The sequence below is a fragment of the Candidatus Synchoanobacter obligatus genome (assembly GCF_024259865.1).
Classification (GTDB): Bacteria; Pseudomonadota; Gammaproteobacteria; order Comchoanobacterales; family Comchoanobacteraceae; genus Synchoanobacter; species Synchoanobacter obligatus.
The window spans coordinates 237,183-254,807 of sequence record NZ_JAKUDN010000001.1; the positions used below are offsets into that span (position 1 = coordinate 237,183).

The window sequence follows — 17,625 nt, forward strand, 5'->3', positions numbered from 1 at the left end:
TCAAGTTAAAAAGGGGGTAATATTTCGAACGATCCTCGGTAGCTCAGTTGGTAGAGCAGGTGACTGTTAATCACTTGGTCGGCGGTTCGAGTCCGTCCCGGGGAGCCAACTTCTTATCTACTTGTATGCAACATCTAAGCCCAAAGCTATTAACTGGTCAACATCTCCAGTACCAAGTTTTTTATTTACAATAGCATCACACAGTGGCCTAGAATCCAAAACTTGTAGTGGCATGGCGCCATATACGGCTATTTTTGCCACAACCTCACCTGAAGCACCTGCTGTTAGCGTCCGTACAAAAGTCATTTTTAACTGCTCACAAGCCAAACTCATGGTTGAAACACCAAGGGGATGTCCAATCTTTGGAATGTGCCCAGACCATGGTTTCTCAGCCTCACATGTCATGAAAATAGCAGACCGTTCCCCCTTCATCACTTTACCCCAATAAAATGTTACAAATGTAACAACCTCTGGAATAATCTGGAAGGTAAGCAAATTATCCGTTCTTGGGAACGAACAAACACCAGATAATGGCTGATAAGAATCATCAACAGACATGAAAGGAATGGCTGTAATGCGCTTTTCTGCCATAATATCGGTGACACCGCAAACCATTAGCGATAAGCCATCGACACAACCCAGACTTTTAGCAAGGGCCACACGATCTCTTATTAATGCAATCGCAGGTATCAGTGCCCCCCAAAGTATTCCTAAGGCTTTATAATGCTCCAAGTAAGCATGTTGAATCTTGGCATTAAACATGCTAACCACCTGAGATAATGCGATACCGTCAGGTGAGAAATCCGTTGATAATGATAATGCACAAAACTTACTCTGAGCCAATGCCATCACTTTTTGACATTCATCAACAAACTTAATAATGGGTCTTTTCTTCAATAACGAATCAGGTATTAAAGCGATCATAGCCTCTTCAGCACTCTGAGCCTCCCCTATCTCTATATACTTTTCATCTCTATGTGGCTCAAAAATTTCCATCGCCTTGATTGCTGTTTGTAATATGGTTAATTCTTTTTTATTATCGATGGGCATATGTAACCTTTATACTAATTTGAGAGTATTGCATTATATGCACGATTTATTTATAGCGCAAGGTGTCCATGAAAATAATCCCATGGGTTAGCAATGGTAGGATCCGAGGGCGACTCTATAGGCAATATTACTGTCTGAGTCATAGGCTCTACATATGGCATCATTGTCAATAATAGGTTGCTCTGTTGGATCTTCATTAGCCGCTCTTGCCGATTCATCCGCCGAACTTTTAACCTATTGACGCTATACACAGAAAGACTTTGTTTCGTCTCTTTAGCCTTATCTTTGTGTCTTGCTACTCGGTTAGCCTTTACTTTTTTTCGCGTTATGACAGACTTTCTTGCTCTTATGGCCGCTTTAGTGTTTTTAAACAACATCACATCGACACAGCCAAATGTGACTTCACCCTCATCACTTGGATGCTTAGAATGATTATTTTCAGGGATTGTTCTCATATTAGTACTTATTTTTCCTTGAAATATACCCTAAATAATTAACAAAATCAACATAATGTTGACACACTGCTAAAAACACACTACACTATGCAAAAATCAAAAAGAGAATATTATGTTTTTAACAACAATAGCTATTACTGCAACTGCTGCTTACTTCGCTTACAAACAGTACACGCAGTCACCTGCAACTGAAGCACCTGTCAGCGTCTCATTTGACGAAGCCTTTAAAGACGCCGTAGAACTTCTGCGCGCACAAGCTCGTCGTGATCAAAAGATCCACGAACTATGGGCAAAAGTCAATAAAAAACCCGCTCAAAAGATGTTAATCATGCCATGCACAATCATCGATAATTTAATCAAAAACTATAGCAAAGGGGCAGAGTGTGAAAAATTGATGCTTAAAGTGGCATTCGTTCGTACGCTTGCTATGTTGCATAAGACGGATGTCACAATTAATACAGTTTCTAGAAATATGCTCATAATATCATTAATAAAGTTGCGTAAGTCTCTTCCTGGTGTCAAAGAGGCTTATCCTAGCGACCACGACAACATTAAGAAGATGCTCCCTGATGCAACAGCCTTTTTAAAAAATTGTTCTAAACCTAAATAAAACCACGAGGAAATAACAATGAACATATATACAATCATCGATTCAATTCGCAACATCTTTTTCCCAGAAGCTGACACACCGATAGACGAACCATATGTACTCATTAGCAATGAAGAGGTCCAGGCTGAACAAGAAGAAGAGCTACGCGCTGCACAAGAAGAAGAGCTACGCGCTGCACTAGCAGAAGCAGCAAGAACCGCTGAAAGATTAGCAAATGTAAACGCTGAGGCCTTGGCTCTAGTACTCCAGCACAATCAGTTAAGCGCACAACTTGCCGACCAGCCTATGTCAACATCTATGACTTCATCTTTGACTTTAGAGGAGTTATTAGCTCAATTAGAAGAAAACCCTGATGAGAGCCAGCAGTTGACTGATTTACAATCTGAAGCGCTCGAAAATGAGCTTAGAAGTGAAGGTCTAGACATTTAAATCACTTGACAACATCCTGTGAATAATTAAAGACCGCTTTGGCGGTCTTTGTTATTCTGAGGACTTAACCTCTGAAACATGATCAACCTCTTGGTCAACCATATCCCAAAATGATTCAAACTGAGACATAATGCGACGATGCTCTTTGTGCGCCATCTTAACATGCTTTGAAATATCATCAGCGCTAAATGGTTTATAATGCATTCGTTGCTTACTACCTGATTTACCACTACTCCACTGATAAGACCATTGGCTATTTTGAGACAGCGCAGGTTTGAGCTCTGATAATCTAGCCCAGCCTGTTGCCTTGGTTTCAACATCGGTTATTTTAACCCAGTCTTGAGTCTCTATAATATATGCATGCTCAGCATCAACATCACCAATCACAGCTGTTTTTGCATCTGGCTTCTCATACATTTGCACAGAATAAGACACCACCACGGACATCAACAACGCTGTTCTATGAAACATAACTCCTCCTGTGTGACTGATTACATTTATCATAAAGAATGCCTAAAATGAAGTCAATCGATTCTCAGCCGCTTGAACTTGAAATATAGCACTACAATTTAGTACAGTAGTTCTATTTATGGGAGACAGTTATGAGTACTACAGGCTATCTACAAAAGATGTCTGGCACTCAAGGTGCCGAAGTTGAATACAGTCTGTTACTCAACCAGAAAACACTGTCGCTTTCTCAGGCACTGGGGCAATTCATTACCATCAAATATTTAAATCATATACAATGCCAGGCATGCCATAAGTCCACTTCCAAAAGCTTTAACCAAGGTTTTTGTTATTCGTGCTTTAAAAAACTTGCAAGAAATGATCGCTGTGTCATGAGTCCAGAACTGTGCCACTTCGCCCAAGGTACCTGCCGTGAACCAGATTGGGGAATTGCACATTGCATGCAAAAACATATCGTGTACCTTTCTTGGACCTCTCAATTAAAAGTGGGTTTGACAAAACCCTCTCAAATCCCAACACGTTGGATTGATCAAGGTGCAACAGCTGCTGTTGCCATTTGCGAAGTTTCCTCGAGGTATCATGCTGGCTTAATTGAAGACTACCTAAGGCAATGGTACAAAGACAAAACACAATGGCGAAAAATGCTAGAAGGCGTCGATATGTCAATTGACTTGGCTTCAGCTGCTGCCGAAGCACAAGAGAAAATCTCTCAAGGCAGTTTTTCTCAACCCCTGAAAGATGATGTTAAGATCCTTGATATAAACGTGCAACAATTTAACTTCCCTATCGACTATGATGGTCCAATCAAAGCACTAAGTTTGGATAAACAAAACATTGTCCAGGGCTATTTACTTGGAATCAAAGGCCAATATCTACTATTTGATACCGGCGTCTTCAATATTCGCAAACACACCTCTTACAAAGTAATGCTTGCCATCACACCATCTCGTCCGGATTAACATGCTGGTCATAGTCCGCTTCTGAAACCAGCCCCAGCGACATCGCAGAAGCTTTTAACGTTAACTGGTTCTCATGAGCATGATGGGCTATCTTAGCACAGGCTTCATAACCAATCACTGGTTTTAATGCTGTGATCAACATCAGTGACTCTGACAAGGTGTCTTTGACCTTTTCTTCATTTATAGTTAACCCAACCAGTAGATTGTCTTTAAAGCTAATACACGCGTCATTAACCAACTGACATGACTGCAAGATATTATGAATAATAAGCGGCTTATACGTATTCAGCTCAAAATGCCCCCGACTATTGGCATTGAGAATTAAATGATTATTTGCCATTACCTGCAAGCACACCATTGACATCGCTTCACATTGAGTAGGATTCACCTTACCCGGCATAATGGATGACCCTGGCTCATTGGCGGGTAACGATAACTCACCCAAACCACAACGTGGGCCTGAACCCAGCCAACGAATGTCATTGGCCATTTTTTCAAGATTTGAAGCCAAGACTGCCAATTGGGCACTGAGGCGGCTGATGGCATTATGGGCACTTAATTCTGAAAAATTATTAGAGGCTTTGGTAAATGGGATATTTAACTGATCCACCAAGTTATCAAGAACCGCATCCACAAACCCTTCTTGTACATTGATCCCAGTCCCTACAGCAGTAGCACCCACTGGCAATTGGTACAACAAACTTAATGTATCATGAATCTGATCAATCGCCTCTACTACAAAAGTATGGTAAGCTGAAAATGATTGGGTAAAAGTAATTGGAACAGCATCTTGCAGATGGGTACGCCCCACCCTCACAACACCATCAAAATCTTCCATCTTTTGCTCAATAGCGCCTTTAAAAGACACCAAGGTTGGCAATAAATCCATCACCAAAACTTTACATAACGCAATGTGCATGGCACAAGGAAAGCTATCATTAGAGGACTGCTGCGCATTAATATGATCATTCGGATGCAATGCCTTCTTATCATCATTGGCAAGATCTAGAGTTTTATTCGCAAAATGTGCAATGACTTCATTCACATTCATATTGCTTTGTGTCCCACTACCCGTTTGCCAAACACTTAAAGGAAATTGATCATCTAACTCTGATTTCATAATCGCTTGGCATGCTGATTCGATAGCCTCATACTGCGCCTCTGAAATCACATTGCATGCTTGATTTGCAATAGCACAAGCTTGTTTAAAATGCGCATAACCATAAATCAGTTCAAGCGGCATCAACTCTTGACCTATCGCAAAATTCTCTATAGAACGTTGCGTTTGAGCCCCCCAATAAGCCTCTTTTAAGACCTTGATACTGCCTATACTGTCTTTTTCAGTGCGATATTCTGTCATCGTAAATTCCTTTAAATCTCTCATAAAACTGACATTATACTAATCTTTCCAGACAAGTTCTGCAAGTGTGCTATAATTCTAACATGAAGGAGGACAAAGAATGTATAAACCACCATTAGCAGATTACCAAAACCTGCTAACACAATATGCCGGTGACCACAAAGAGTATGACTTGGCCACAATGCAACAATTTTTACAAGCTGTTGGCAAATTTAGCCAAGAGCGTTTATGGCCTACCAATAAGATTGGCGACCAAGAAGGCATTATTTATAACCCTTCGGAGCATTCAGTTTCTGTACCTAAAGATTTTCATGAGTGCTATAAAATCATCTGTGACAATGGCTATACCTCAACCGCATTAGACCCCAAGTATGGTGGTGGCGGCGGTCCATGGGTCCTACACCATATCATCTCTGAAATGTTAGCCTCGGGTAATCTATCACTCAGTACCTGCCCAATGCTCACCAACGGCGCAGTCACAACCCTCATTGCCAATGCCAGTGATTCTCTCAAAGAGCAATATATTGAACCAATGGTTTCAGGAAAATTCTCAGGCTCTATGTGCCTAACTGAACCACAATGTGGTACTGATCTTGGGCTCATTAAAACATTAGCAGAACCCAAAGATGATCACTATCTCATCACAGGACAAAAGATTTGGATTACATTTGGGGAACATGACCTTAGCGACAATATCGTTCACCTTGTATTGGCAAAAACACCCAATGCCCCAGATGCAACCAAAGGTATTAGCCTTTTTCTTGTTCCAAAATACTTACCTGATGGCAATCGTAACCTGGTATTTTGTGGTGGCGTGGAACATAAAATGGGTCAACATGCATCCCCTACTGCTGTATTAAACTTGGACAAAGCACAAGGTTGGCTTGTTGGCGAAGAACGCCATGGCATGAAATGCATGTTTGAAATGATGAACCCAGCTCGGATTGGTGTTGGCGTACAAGGATTGGCCGTATCTGAAGCGGCATATCAATTGGCCTTTGATTTTGCCTCACAACGCCGTCAGTCACGTTCATTAGACCCAAAACAACAAGACCAGGGGCATACTGCCGATATCATCCTGGTTCACCCAGATATCAAAAGAATGCTTTTAATTATTGAATCAACCAATTATGCCATGCGCCACTTAATTGCATACTGTGGCTACCACCAAGATCAAAATAACCTAGATATCGTTGATTTACTGACCCCGATCATTAAAAGCTACGTGACAGAACAAAGTCTTGATAATGTCTCTTTAGCCATGCAATTAATGGGGGGGATGGGTTATGTACAGGATGGACTTTGTGAACAATTATACCGTGACGGGCGCATTACGATGATATATGAAGGCACCAATGGTATTCAAGCACTGGATCTCATTGGTAGAAAAATAGCCAAGGACCAAGGGAAATCCTTAATGCGCCTTCTGAAACACCTCAAACCACCAAAAGATATTGAGGCACTGATTAATCAAGCCAACACAACCTTATTACAAAACACCCAAAACCCTTCAATCATTGCTGCCATAGCGCCTTCTTACTTGAAGCTTTTGGCAATTTCTATCCAGTATTGCCTGATCACCCAAGACAATCATGCCGCAGATTCTTTAAAAACCTTTTATACAGACTATATCCTACCAGAAACAAAGCTTTACTTAGATCAGATTCAAAAAGGATCTAGCAGCTTATTGGATCATCAGAAATATTTATAAGATAAGTCTGTCAACTCAAAAATACCGGCTATAACACTACCATAATATTTAGGAACCTGTGTTATGCAAAACTTAAGACCGGAATTTGATGCTGAAAAATTTAATTCCGCTGTAACCAAAACGTCAGCACCCACGCTATCTGATAGCACAGGAAAAAAAGTAGGCGGACTGATCAACCAATTTGCCGAATATATCATCGACAAGCTTGATGAACGCATGCCCATGATTGGTATTTCACCAAAATTAAAAGCATTTCTCAAAGCCGTCATTAAAGGTTTTATTAGCGTATTCTTAGTCAGCCTAGTTACTGCGTTGACTACGCTAGTGGTTACTACCCCCGCAAATATTCTTTTTATTATAGGGCTTACCTCCTTTTTAATTATGGCATCCGGAACCTTTGATTCGGAGATAGAGTATTTTTTGAGCAAAAAGCGCAATAAGTCATTCTTAAGTGAGAGCACAGAAGAGATTGGCCTTAGGGAAGAAGTGCGATATCAAGGCCTTGAGGAAAAGGCCTCATGCATTGCTGGTGTGCCTAGAAGAGGTTTTGAGCGCTATCCCTTCAGTATTAAAAGCCGAGATAATGCAGAAAGAGCAATGGACTTGTTCGATAAAATTTCAGAAAACAACCCGCCTTTAGAACAATATCAAGATCTAGTCACTAGAAAATCTGCTCTTCAAGAGTTTGTCAACAGTCTAGAAACAAGCCCGACAGCCTTAACTCCAGAGATACTTGCGGAGAAACTCAATGACATATACACTAAACTGGATTTTAAAACGATAGACATCACCACAGATGAGGCCAACCAAACCATCGAAAATGCACTGCACTCCAGGCTTTTTGCAGATTCAGATACCGACGCATCACAAGCCCTGCGTATTGCCTACCATCACTATGCAGAAGAAGCATTAAAACCCTATGCACGCTTGATAGGCCACCCATCACCATTAGAGTTTTTTCAAGAAGATACGGCCTCTGAAGAAGACAAACACCTACTGCCCCACCTTCGGAATGCCCGAGCGTTATCAGAAGCACTGATAAGCCCCAAAGCTGATGACCGCCTAAGCGCTATCATGAAAGCCTTTAATTTAAGGATGGATGCTGGCGGCTTTGATCAGACCAAGAAAGCTTTTGCTCTCTTAAACCAAGCTTCATCAAAAAGCGCCTATGTATTATCAGGTATTCCAGTTTTGCCGCACAATGCCAGGGATTTAAATGTATTTTCAGCAATGTTTGAGAAGGAAAAAAGACCCAAAGGATGCGTGGTTGACTATGGTTCTGCACAACATCTAATGCGATTAATCAACAACCTAAATGCACTACAATCCCAACCCCAAGAAGCCTTAAAAGCACAAATTCAAGCCGACATGGTGGGACTAACACCTAACATCCTGGCTATTATCGACCATCCAAAGACTGGTGTGAGCACACAGAATTTAAAAATCATCAATGACCACTACCATGAGATACTCAATCTCCGCATGCTGTACATTATGAAAGAAATGCCTCTTAAAGTTAGCACTGCAAAATTAGCAGCCATTATAAAACAAATGAACCACCTTGGTCACCACGAAACTGCTGCAGAAAGTATTACCGTTGTAGCTGTACCAGCAAAAACATTACGAGCAACACCAGCAGCAGCGCAACAAACACGTACTTCTGAGCTTTACCAACTTCCAGAAGCCACTGTTGCTGTCACTTCAATGGCAGAGCCTGTCCCAACAGCATCAGCTGGTGTATTCCAGCCCCCCTTGCAAAATACTTCAGAAATACTTAAATGGGTTAAGGGCGCATTTAGCTCAGATTCTGATACGCCTCAAACTATAGCTGACTTGAATAGATTCATGACCAACTCCCCCGATCACCTATTGACTCAATTCATTCAAGGAATTGTAGGGGGGACAGAGGCTACTCAAGAAGATACTGAAAAGATTCAAGCAATCCAGTATAATTCAGAAAATCAACAGATATCAAAAACCTGCCAAAATACTGAGGAGACAAGTCAATTGATCAAAGCCTTAGCCTCTCCTGACCTAAGATTAACCGTAGAATTACACCATACAACTAAGGCCGATGCCAATAGTTTTATGCGCTCTGTTATTACTGATGCTCCTGAAAATGCGAGCATACATTTTTTTAGCCCATCCTTAGAAATAAGTCTACAAGTTAATAGTGGCAATAAAGATATTACTTTAGATGAACTGCATAAGGCTGAGCGTCCTGATCGTGGATTAGGAAGATAGTAACGGTCTTGACCATCAGCGCAACTTCATATACAATATTCTTATGTTAAAGTATCTATTAGCACTAGTCATAGCCATTCCAGCCTACGCGAGTACGCTGTCGTTAGTGGCCATTACCCACCATGCATGCCCAGTTTGCCTCAAGTGGCACAAAGAAGTTGAACCATTCTACCATCTTTATGTGAAGAAACAGGATTACCCTGAATTAAAACGTTATGATGTGAGTAAAATTGAAAATAGGCATTGGGTGAGAGAACATGTGGGACCCCTCACATCATTACCGACTTTTGCTTTGATGGAGGATGATCAAGTGATCACCAGGTTTCATGGCTATCTGAATGCTCAAGACTTTTTCCAAGTACTGGATGATGCCCTTAAAAAGCAATACTAAGTAGCTTCTTGTACAGAATATGTCGCTGCAAACTGATACACGCAAATGCGCCAAGATAATATACTCATCACTACCCCCGCCACCATAAAGCCATCCCATCCGTAGCCATCAATGACCCACGCGGCAACAGGGCCTACAATCACGCGACCAAATGCAGCAAGCCCATACCATAAAGAGAAACAAAAGGCTGGAATGCTTTTATCAGCACGCATCATTAGCCATACCCCGCTAACGGCACCAATGCCACCTTGTAGCATACACTCTGCCAGTACCAATATCGCCACAGCAGAGAAAGCATTAAGGGTGTTGACAGTCAAACAATAAAACCCACCACAAATAAGCACTTGAAAGAACAATAGCCATTGAATCAACACCACCAAAGAACATTGTTTCACAAGGCGGGCCAATACCCCTCCACCAATCAGTAATCCAACCACGCCAAATACTTTATATAATACGCCAACATCTTCTACCCCCATCCCTAAATGCCGCATGAGAAAGGCTGGTAACATGGCTTCAATCCAAAAAATACTAAGACGATGGGTTAAAAGAACCGCGATAAACCGATAGTCTTGTATCGTTTGTAAAAAGTATTTTTTTGACAAACGAATATGTTCTCTTAACGAAAAAGCTACCGGCTCTACCCTGCCATTGGGCGCCATAAGCATCAACATGGCCATGCCGATCATCATAATGGATGATAAACGAAAAGCTGTTGACCAACCATAATTTGCTGCAAAAATCAGTCCAACCCCTCCTGATAGCATCACCCCAACTCGAAAGGCCAATAAAGACACACTCACACCCGTTGCATAATGATCTTTGGGTAACACAAAAAGCCGATACGCTTCAATCAAATGGTCCTGGGTTGCTGAAACAAATACAATACCCAGCGCACATAACAACACCATGGTATACGACGTTTTTGGATCAGAAATGGATAACCCCCAAATACCTACGGCCAGACAGATAAAGTTTACCGACAAAAAATAACGCCGATGGTTTTTTTGCTTTTGCGCAATGTAATCAACCCAAGGAGCCCACAAAAAACTAAACATACTGGGAATTAATAGCAAGCTCACCCGACCCACATGTTCGATAGAACACCCTGTGTCTAACAACCACGTGATCAGAATTTGAGACGGAATCAGTAACACAAACCCTGAGCAAAACGCGAGGATGGATACCCAAATTAACGGCTGTTTAATCTCATCCTGCATTTTGCTCCGCTAGCTGCACCTTACGCTTAGCAAGATAACTTTTTACAAACAGTATCGGTGAAACAATATATAAGAACAATACCGCAGCCAGTGTATGCAACGGCCATAAATATAGACCGACCAACAAAATACTAACAACGTAAAACAAACCCAGTGTCATTAACCGCTTTTTCAGCGAGCGATAATTGATGTTTGAATTCATTAAAAACGCCACAGCCAAGGTAATACTCGCTAATAACTGACCAAACAATACGGTATCACTTAGAAAATAGCACATAAGAACAATAAATGGCCCACCTGCAGTACATGGCAGCCCTTGGAAATTCTCAGAGGCACTATCGTTGGCATTAAAGTGCGCCAAACGCATCGCAACAGCACAACTATAAATGGCTGGAATAATCCATGAAAGCGCAGAGTCCCATGTCAGCAAATTATTCACAATCATTGCTGGCGCTAACCCAAATGCAACCATATCGCACAAACTGTCATACTCTTTCCCAAAATTGGTCACCGTATTGGTTTTTCTGGCAACCCAACCATCTAGAAAATCAAAGACCATAGCCAGCATAATTGCGTGAATGGCTTTGACCAAAACCCCTTCTAAAGCCAAGGTGATAGAGTAAAAACCACAGACCAATGTTAAAGAAGTCAAAGCATTAGGAAGCCAATAAAAATTAAATCTCAATGTTAACCCATCGTTATGATATGTTACAAATATACTAAAATGGTCGAAAAAATGCAAACATTCTGGGGTTGTTTGAGCGATTTAACACAACACCCACCCCAATAACGATAAAGACCAATCAAAAACTTGATTCAAGATAGCGAAACAGGATACCATGGCACAAGCAAACACACAAATCTATCATGAGCACTTACGAATCATTATCTAGAATACGTGGCGTAGCGCCTATGTTCAAATTCATCAGCAAGCTCACCTATGAAATGGTCTCAGGGCTCTATGCTTTTCGGCAATTGGATGACAAAGTCGTCACGATCTACGGTTCTGCACGCTTTAAGCCCGACAACCCATATTACCAAAAAGCAGAGGCGTTTGGAAAACTATTGGCACAGAATCAAATCAATGTCATGACTGGTGCAGGCCCTGGCATTATGGAAGCAGTCAACAAAGGCGCATACAATATCAACAAAAAGTCACATGGCTGCAATATCATCCTACCCTATGAGCAGAAACAGAACCCTTTCATCTCCTGCGCTTACCAAACTCAGTTTTTCTTTGTAAGAAAGTTCCTTCTACGCCATTCCTCAAAAGCGCTTATTGCATTCCCCGGAGGATTTGGAACAATGGATGAACTGTTTGAAAGCTTAACATTGATTCGAACCAAATGTGCAAAAAAAATCCCGACCATCTTAATAGGCATAGACTATTGGTCAGGACTCATTGACTATCTCCAAAATGTTCCACTCGATCATGGTACTATTTCACCGGAAGATTTGTCTCAGCTCATTATTACTGATGATATCAATGAAGCCCTAGAAATCATTTTGAAAGAATTAGCCAATGACTCATAATATTTTAACCATACCCAACATAATCAGCCTTTCACGACTGGTTCTTGCATGGCCCTTGGCTCTAGCTGTCTATAATGAATCCATTGTGACTGCAATCATTTTGGGATCCATTGCCATCATAACGGATTTTTTAGATGGCTACTTATCTAGAAAGCTCAACCAATCTAGCAACGCTGGCAAAATCATTGACCCCATAGTCGATGGTATATTGGTGTTTTCTATCATGGTTGCATTATCTCAGCGCCAATTGATTCCTGTCTGGTATATTGGTACCATTATCGTGCGCTACAGTATTTTGTTTGTATTGCTATCTGTTTATCAGTTTCGACATAAAAGAACCCCTCAATCTATTATGTCTGGCAAAATTGGCATGTGCTCAATTGCATTAACAATATTTGTTGCTATTGTCCACGACATAATTCCTAGCCTGCTCACACCATGCATCATCATGAGCACGGCCATACTGATCATTAGCCTCATTGATTATCTCATTACTTATCTGAGCAAAAGGAATTGATAGACACCAAAAACACTGAGCATGATCACTGCTTCATAGCGGTTTATTTCCCACTCTTGATCAAACCCCATAGAGAACAACCAAAGAAATACTGAGGTCAACCCCATAAACAAATAATCAAATAACTTATCAGATAACACAACATGAGTGGAACTGGTTAAAAATATAACAGGTAGAACCAGTAGCAATAATAGAACATTTGCACCCAATACATTCCCCAGAACCAGTGATGATTCTCCCCGAATTGCACCATAAACACCACTTGCCAACTCTGGCAAACTGGTACCCACTGCTACAACAGTCAACCCTACAACATAAGGCTTGACGCCAAACACCAAAGCCAGCGATTCTGCTGAAGCAATAATCAAACCTGAGCCCCATTGCATACTGGCAACGCCCATAACAAACCACACAACCGTTACCCACCAAGCACAATCCAATGACATATCTGGAATCCCCTCATCTCCCTGGACATTACACACCAGCCAGATCAACCAGCCAACCAGACCTGCTAGCATTGCAACGACTTCCCACATCTCTATATATGGGCCTAAAGAACTGATCACCAAAACCATAAGTGCAGCAATCATAAAGGGAATTTGCCGGTGTATAATAATATACGAAACTTTGATGGGCCGGATCAATCCAGCAACCCCTAGAACCAAACCAATATTAGCGACAAATGATCCAAAAACATTTCCAAGAGCCAAACCGACCTGACCTTTTAAAACAGAGATCACTGAAACCATTAACTCTGGTGATGTTGTTGCAAGGCTCATAATAATTGATCCAACCAATAACTTTGGAACCTCAAAGCGTAGCGATATCGATATCGCAGCCTCGATAAACCAATATGCTCCCAAACAGAGATATACCAGCCCCAAAAAAAAGACGATGACTAAATACCCCGCACTGACTGAAATAAGATCCACAAATTGCCCCCATTAAGCTGACTATACCATACATTGAATCGGCCACTAATGACAAGAGAATTGAATTGACATGCTGCCATATCTTGCTAATATGAATTCATGATAATTCTTGTTTTTCTCCTAACGCTCATCGATCAATTGTTCAAATGGTCTTCCATAAACAATTATATAGGCCACATAGACTGGGGGATTGTTACTTGGACGCTCCATCTGAATAAGGGAATGTCATTAAGTATTTTTAGCCTTGCTCCTTACCCATTATTGGCCTGCATACAACTGGCTGTATTGGTTTCTTTATATTATTTCAATATGCCAAAATTATCCTATCACTTATGCATTGCTGGCGGCTTAAGCAATCTGTTCGATAGAATCATACATGGTGCCGTCATTGATTATCTTCACTTTCATCTATTCAGATGGTACTGGCCAGCAATAGTCAACTTGGCTGATATCTATTTATGTGTCGGCATGATCTACTGGTTTTACAAGCAATATTCGATAGAGAAGACTAGAATTATTGTGTAAAACCGGCTACAATCGGATGAGTTTAAACTATGATTAATGATGTCTTTTTCCTTTGTTGATAATGAAGCCCGCATCCGCCAGTTTTGGCATGATGAAGATATTTTTAAAAAATCTCTTAAAAAAACGGAAACGAAACCGCGTTATACATTCTATGACGGCCCTCCGTTTGCAACGGGAAAACCCCATCATGGTCACTTACTTGCATCAACCATCAAGGATGTTGTTCACCGCTATTTTACCCAACAAGGTTACTATGTTGAAAGACGGTTTGGCTGGGATTGCCATGGCCTTCCTATTGAGCACGAAATTAACCAATCACTTGGACTACAGGCACATGAAGCGGTAGAACAACTTGGGGTTGCGGGCTACAACCAGGCCTGTAGAGACATTGTCATGCGCTACAGCGAACAGTGGCAAAGCACCATTGAACGCTTAGGACGCTGGGTAGAATTTGACAACGACTACAAAACGATGGATTGCGACTTCATGGAATCAGTATGGTGGGTGTTCCATGAACTCTGGGACAAAGGCATGATTTATGAAGGTGTCAAGGTTGTGCCCTTCTCGACCAGCTTAGAAACCGCACTGTCAAACTTTGAAGCGGGCTCAAACTACCAGTCAGTCCAGGACCCTTCCATTACCGTTCTACTGTCACTGGTAAACCAAGATGCTTACCTGGCGATATGGACAACCACACCATGGACATTACCTGCCAACCAAGCCATTGCGGTATCTCCGGAGATAACCTATGCTTTGGTTGAAATCGAAGGCTATGACAAACCCGTTTGGCTCTGTGAAGCCAATCTTGATGCTATTATTAAAAAAACACCCTATACTGTGATTGAAACAGCCTCTGGTGCTTCACTGGTTGGACAACGCTACCAGCCTTTGTTCCCTGAGCTAAACCATGACCTGGAAGATAGCTGCTTCCAAATATTACCTGCTGATTTTATTGAGACAGATACCGGAACAGGCTTGGTGCACTTAGCCCCCTCTTTTGGTGAAGATGACTACAATGTTTGCCAAGCACACGGAATATTAACATTGCTCTGCCCCATCAATGACCAAGGCAGGTTTAACGAAGAGATTGCTGCTGTTGCAGGCCTCTACATCAAAGATGCTGACAAAGTCATTATAAAAACACTCAAAACAGAGAAACGATTGTTCAACCAAGATGTCATTGAACACAGTTACCCATTTTGTCCTAGATCTGATACCCCCCTCATCTACAAAGCCATTCCCTCATGGTTTGTTGCCGTTAGTAAAATCAAAGACAAACTGGCTGCAAACAATCAAAAAATTCGTTGGGTTCCTGAGCATATCAAAGATGGCCGTTTTGGCAAATGGATTGACAATGCGAGAGACTGGGCCATCTCTCGTAACCGTGTATGGGGCACCCCTATCCCCCTATGGCGCAATGATGTGACTGGCACAATTATTTGTATTTCTTCAGTCCAAGAATTGGCCTCACTCACTGGAAAAACACTAACAGATCTCCATAGAGAACACGTTGATCCGTTAACCTTCGAAAAACCAGGAGAGGAAGGCACCTATCGACGCGTGCCCGAAGTCTTAGATTGCTGGTTTGAATCAGGCTCTATGCCCTATGCGCAAGCACACTACCCATTTAAAAATCAATCTGATTTTGAACAAACCTTCCCAGCAGAATTTATTGCCGAAGGCCTTGACCAAACAAGAGGTTGGTTTTATACCTTAAACATCCTATCGACAATCTTATTCGACCAACCTGCCTTTAAAAACGTGATCGTTAATGGCTTGGTTGCTGCAGAAGATGGGAAAAAAATGTCCAAACGATTGCGTAACTACACTCCCCCTGATGAGCTCATGGCCACATATGGTGCCGATGCGCTGCGCTTATATCTCATCTCCTCTAATCTAACCAAAGGAGAAGAGCAACGTTTCGCCAACAATGGTGTTAAAGACATCACCAGAACCACATTATTACCATGGTATAATGCCTTTAAATTTTTTCAAACTTATGCCGAAATTGATCAGTGGCAAAGCTGCACAACCCCGCTGCCTTACACCAAATTGGATCAATGGATCGTTTCAAGACTTCAAACCCTCATTGAAGGTGTTAATCAAAACATGCAGGCGTACAAACTCTATTTGGTTGTACCGCCATTACTGTCATTCATCGACGAACTGACCAATACGTATATCCGCATGAACCGTAGCCGATTCTGGGGAGATGGACAATCCGATGACAAGAATGCCGCCTACCAAACCCTCTTCCAGGTTTTAAGCACACTGTCTAAACTGATGGCACCATTTGCACCTTATCTATCTGAACACATTCACCTAAGCTTAAAACCTTTTAGCTCAGAAGATACCGAACAATCTGTGCATCTTTGTGATTATCCAACGGTGGATGTCACTCGACAAAATATACAATTGGAGACCGGGGTTCAAATGCTGCAAGAGATTATCACAATGGCGCGAAACCAGCGTGTGTCTGCACAGATCAAAACCAAAACGCCACTTCAAAGCATCACCATCATTCACAAAGACCCAGCAATCATCGAAGCTCTTGCACAATTAAGTGACCGGCTAAAAGTCGAGCTCAATGTCAAAGAGGTTCATTTCAGCCAAGATGAAGCACACTATGTCACGCTCTATGCAAAACCAAATTTACCCATATTAGGCAAAAAATACGGCAGACAACTACCAGAAATTAAAGCCATCATTGCCAACCTAGCAGACTCAGAACTGAGAACCTATGAAGCCACTGGCACACTGACACTTGATAAGACCGATTTTGAAGCAGGCGATCTTTTAGTCTTACGTGAGATAAAGTCCAATGTTAAGGCAGTATCCAATTGCCACATTACCATATCTCTTGATACCACACTTACAGAGACTCTAATTCAGGAAGGTTTGGCAAGAGAAGTCATTTCTCAAATTCAAAAAACACGTAAATCTTTGGATCTCGCTGTAGACCAAAGGATTCGTTTGGTTGTTTCTGGAAATACCGCCACAACGTCATTATTTAAAGCGCATGAGGACTATATTCTGAAAGAAGTATTGGCGCTGGACTGGCAGCACTATGAAGCTGAACAAAATCATATATTTGATCAAATCGAGGGATCATTCAGTATTGTCTTACATGACGAAGAATAAGCAAAAACAAAACTGATTAAAAGCGCAAACACGGTATTGCATTCACATACCGCTAAGCGTACAATGATTTAAGTCATATA

The 17,625-nt window shown here is 41.6% G+C and carries 17 protein-coding genes and 1 tRNA gene; 11 read left to right on the plus strand and 7 right to left on the minus strand.

All coding sequences use genetic code 11. The features are described 5' to 3' along the window. The first annotated feature begins 32 nt into the window (after positions 1–32). Positions 33–108 (plus strand) — tRNA-Asn (locus MKS91_RS01130). Positions 109–117: 9 nt separating this feature from the next. Here MKS91_RS01130 and MKS91_RS01135 read toward each other — a convergent pair. Together MKS91_RS01135 and MKS91_RS01140 are read right to left on the minus strand one after the other, a co-directional pair. Then, positions 118–1,050 (minus strand): hypothetical protein, encoded by a 933-nt coding sequence (locus tag MKS91_RS01135; protein WP_258569006.1) that lies wholly within the window; start codon positions 1,048–1,050, stop codon positions 118–120. 50 nt (positions 1,051–1,100) lie between these two features. Beyond that, positions 1,101–1,505, minus strand: coding sequence for a hypothetical protein (locus MKS91_RS01140; protein ID WP_258569007.1), 405 nt, complete (start codon positions 1,503–1,505; stop codon positions 1,101–1,103). A 112-nt stretch (positions 1,506–1,617) separates the two neighbouring features. On the opposite strand from MKS91_RS01140, the gene MKS91_RS01145 reads away from it, so the two are divergent. Both MKS91_RS01145 and MKS91_RS01150 read left to right on the plus strand, forming a co-directional pair. Beyond that, a complete protein-coding gene (locus MKS91_RS01145) occupies positions 1,618–2,115 on the plus strand; it encodes a hypothetical protein (protein WP_258569008.1) in 498 nt (165 codons plus the stop codon). An 18-nt stretch (positions 2,116–2,133) separates the two neighbouring features. Further along, positions 2,134–2,544: a hypothetical protein gene (locus tag MKS91_RS01150; protein WP_258569009.1), complete on the plus strand. Its 411-nt coding sequence runs from the start codon at positions 2,134–2,136 to the stop codon at positions 2,542–2,544. Between the two features lie 51 nt (positions 2,545–2,595). On the opposite strand, the gene MKS91_RS01155 is transcribed toward MKS91_RS01150, so the two are convergent. Next, positions 2,596–3,015 carry a hypothetical protein gene (locus MKS91_RS01155; protein ID WP_258569010.1) on the minus strand — a complete coding sequence of 140 codons (420 nt, stop codon included), beginning with the start codon at positions 3,013–3,015 and terminating at the stop codon, positions 2,596–2,598. Positions 3,016–3,146: 131 nt separating this feature from the next. Between MKS91_RS01155 and MKS91_RS01160 the strand changes: the two genes are divergently transcribed. Next, a complete protein-coding gene (locus MKS91_RS01160) occupies positions 3,147–3,971 on the plus strand; it encodes a DUF2797 domain-containing protein (protein WP_258569011.1) in 825 nt (274 codons plus the stop codon). On the opposite strand, the gene MKS91_RS01165 is transcribed toward MKS91_RS01160, so the two are convergent. Then, on the minus strand, positions 3,949–5,331 hold the full coding sequence (locus tag MKS91_RS01165) for a class II fumarate hydratase (protein WP_258569012.1): 1,383 nt from the start codon (positions 5,329–5,331) through the stop codon (positions 3,949–3,951). The two genes, MKS91_RS01160 and MKS91_RS01165, sit on opposite strands and share 23 nt — an antisense overlap. A gap of 100 nt (positions 5,332–5,431) precedes the next feature. Between MKS91_RS01165 and MKS91_RS01170 the strand changes: the two genes are divergently transcribed. From MKS91_RS01170 to MKS91_RS01180, 3 genes are all read left to right on the plus strand, one after another. After that, positions 5,432–7,042, plus strand: a complete 1,611-nt coding sequence (locus tag MKS91_RS01170) for an acyl-CoA dehydrogenase family protein (RefSeq protein WP_258569013.1) — start codon at positions 5,432–5,434, stop codon at positions 7,040–7,042. 63 nt (positions 7,043–7,105) lie between these two features. Beyond that, positions 7,106–9,286, plus strand: coding sequence for a hypothetical protein (locus tag MKS91_RS01175; RefSeq protein WP_258569014.1), 2,181 nt, complete (start codon positions 7,106–7,108; stop codon positions 9,284–9,286). Between the two features lie 43 nt (positions 9,287–9,329). Continuing rightward, positions 9,330–9,677, plus strand: coding sequence for a thioredoxin domain-containing protein (locus MKS91_RS01180; protein WP_258569015.1), 348 nt, complete (start codon positions 9,330–9,332; stop codon positions 9,675–9,677). Here the strand turns inward: MKS91_RS01180 and MKS91_RS01185 are convergent. After that, positions 9,674–10,897, minus strand: a complete 1,224-nt coding sequence (locus MKS91_RS01185) for an MFS transporter (RefSeq protein WP_258569016.1) — start codon at positions 10,895–10,897, stop codon at positions 9,674–9,676. The genes MKS91_RS01180 and MKS91_RS01185 overlap by 4 nt on opposite strands. Further along, positions 10,887–11,639, minus strand: coding sequence for a CDP-diacylglycerol--serine O-phosphatidyltransferase (gene pssA / locus MKS91_RS01190; RefSeq protein ID WP_336604802.1), 753 nt, complete (start codon positions 11,637–11,639; stop codon positions 10,887–10,889). Before pssA ends, MKS91_RS01185 begins: the two co-directional genes overlap by 11 nt. Before the next feature lie 125 nt (positions 11,640–11,764). Between pssA and MKS91_RS01195 the strand changes: the two genes are divergently transcribed. Beyond that, positions 11,765–12,430: an LOG family protein gene (locus MKS91_RS01195; RefSeq protein ID WP_258569018.1), complete on the plus strand. Its 666-nt coding sequence runs from the start codon at positions 11,765–11,767 to the stop codon at positions 12,428–12,430. After that, complete coding sequence (locus tag MKS91_RS01200; RefSeq protein WP_258569019.1) at positions 12,420–12,947, plus strand: CDP-alcohol phosphatidyltransferase family protein; 528 nt, start codon at positions 12,420–12,422, stop codon at positions 12,945–12,947. Before MKS91_RS01195 ends, MKS91_RS01200 begins: the two co-directional genes overlap by 11 nt. Here MKS91_RS01200 and MKS91_RS05295 read toward each other — a convergent pair. Beyond that, the gene (locus tag MKS91_RS05295; RefSeq protein WP_258569020.1) at positions 12,926–13,879 is read right to left on the minus strand and encodes a sodium:calcium antiporter; all 954 of its coding nucleotides are present in this window, start codon (positions 13,877–13,879) and stop codon (positions 12,926–12,928) included. The two genes, MKS91_RS01200 and MKS91_RS05295, sit on opposite strands and share 22 nt — an antisense overlap. A gap of 99 nt (positions 13,880–13,978) precedes the next feature. On the opposite strand from MKS91_RS05295, the gene MKS91_RS05350 reads away from it, so the two are divergent. Then, positions 13,979–14,404 carry a signal peptidase II gene (locus tag MKS91_RS05350; protein WP_425248418.1) on the plus strand — a complete coding sequence of 142 codons (426 nt, stop codon included), beginning with the start codon at positions 13,979–13,981 and terminating at the stop codon, positions 14,402–14,404. Positions 14,405–14,440: 36 nt separating this feature from the next. Continuing rightward, positions 14,441–17,545 carry an isoleucine--tRNA ligase gene (gene ileS, locus MKS91_RS01210; RefSeq protein ID WP_258569021.1) on the plus strand — a complete coding sequence of 1,035 codons (3,105 nt, stop codon included), beginning with the start codon at positions 14,441–14,443 and terminating at the stop codon, positions 17,543–17,545. Positions 17,546–17,625: the final 80 nt, after the last annotated feature.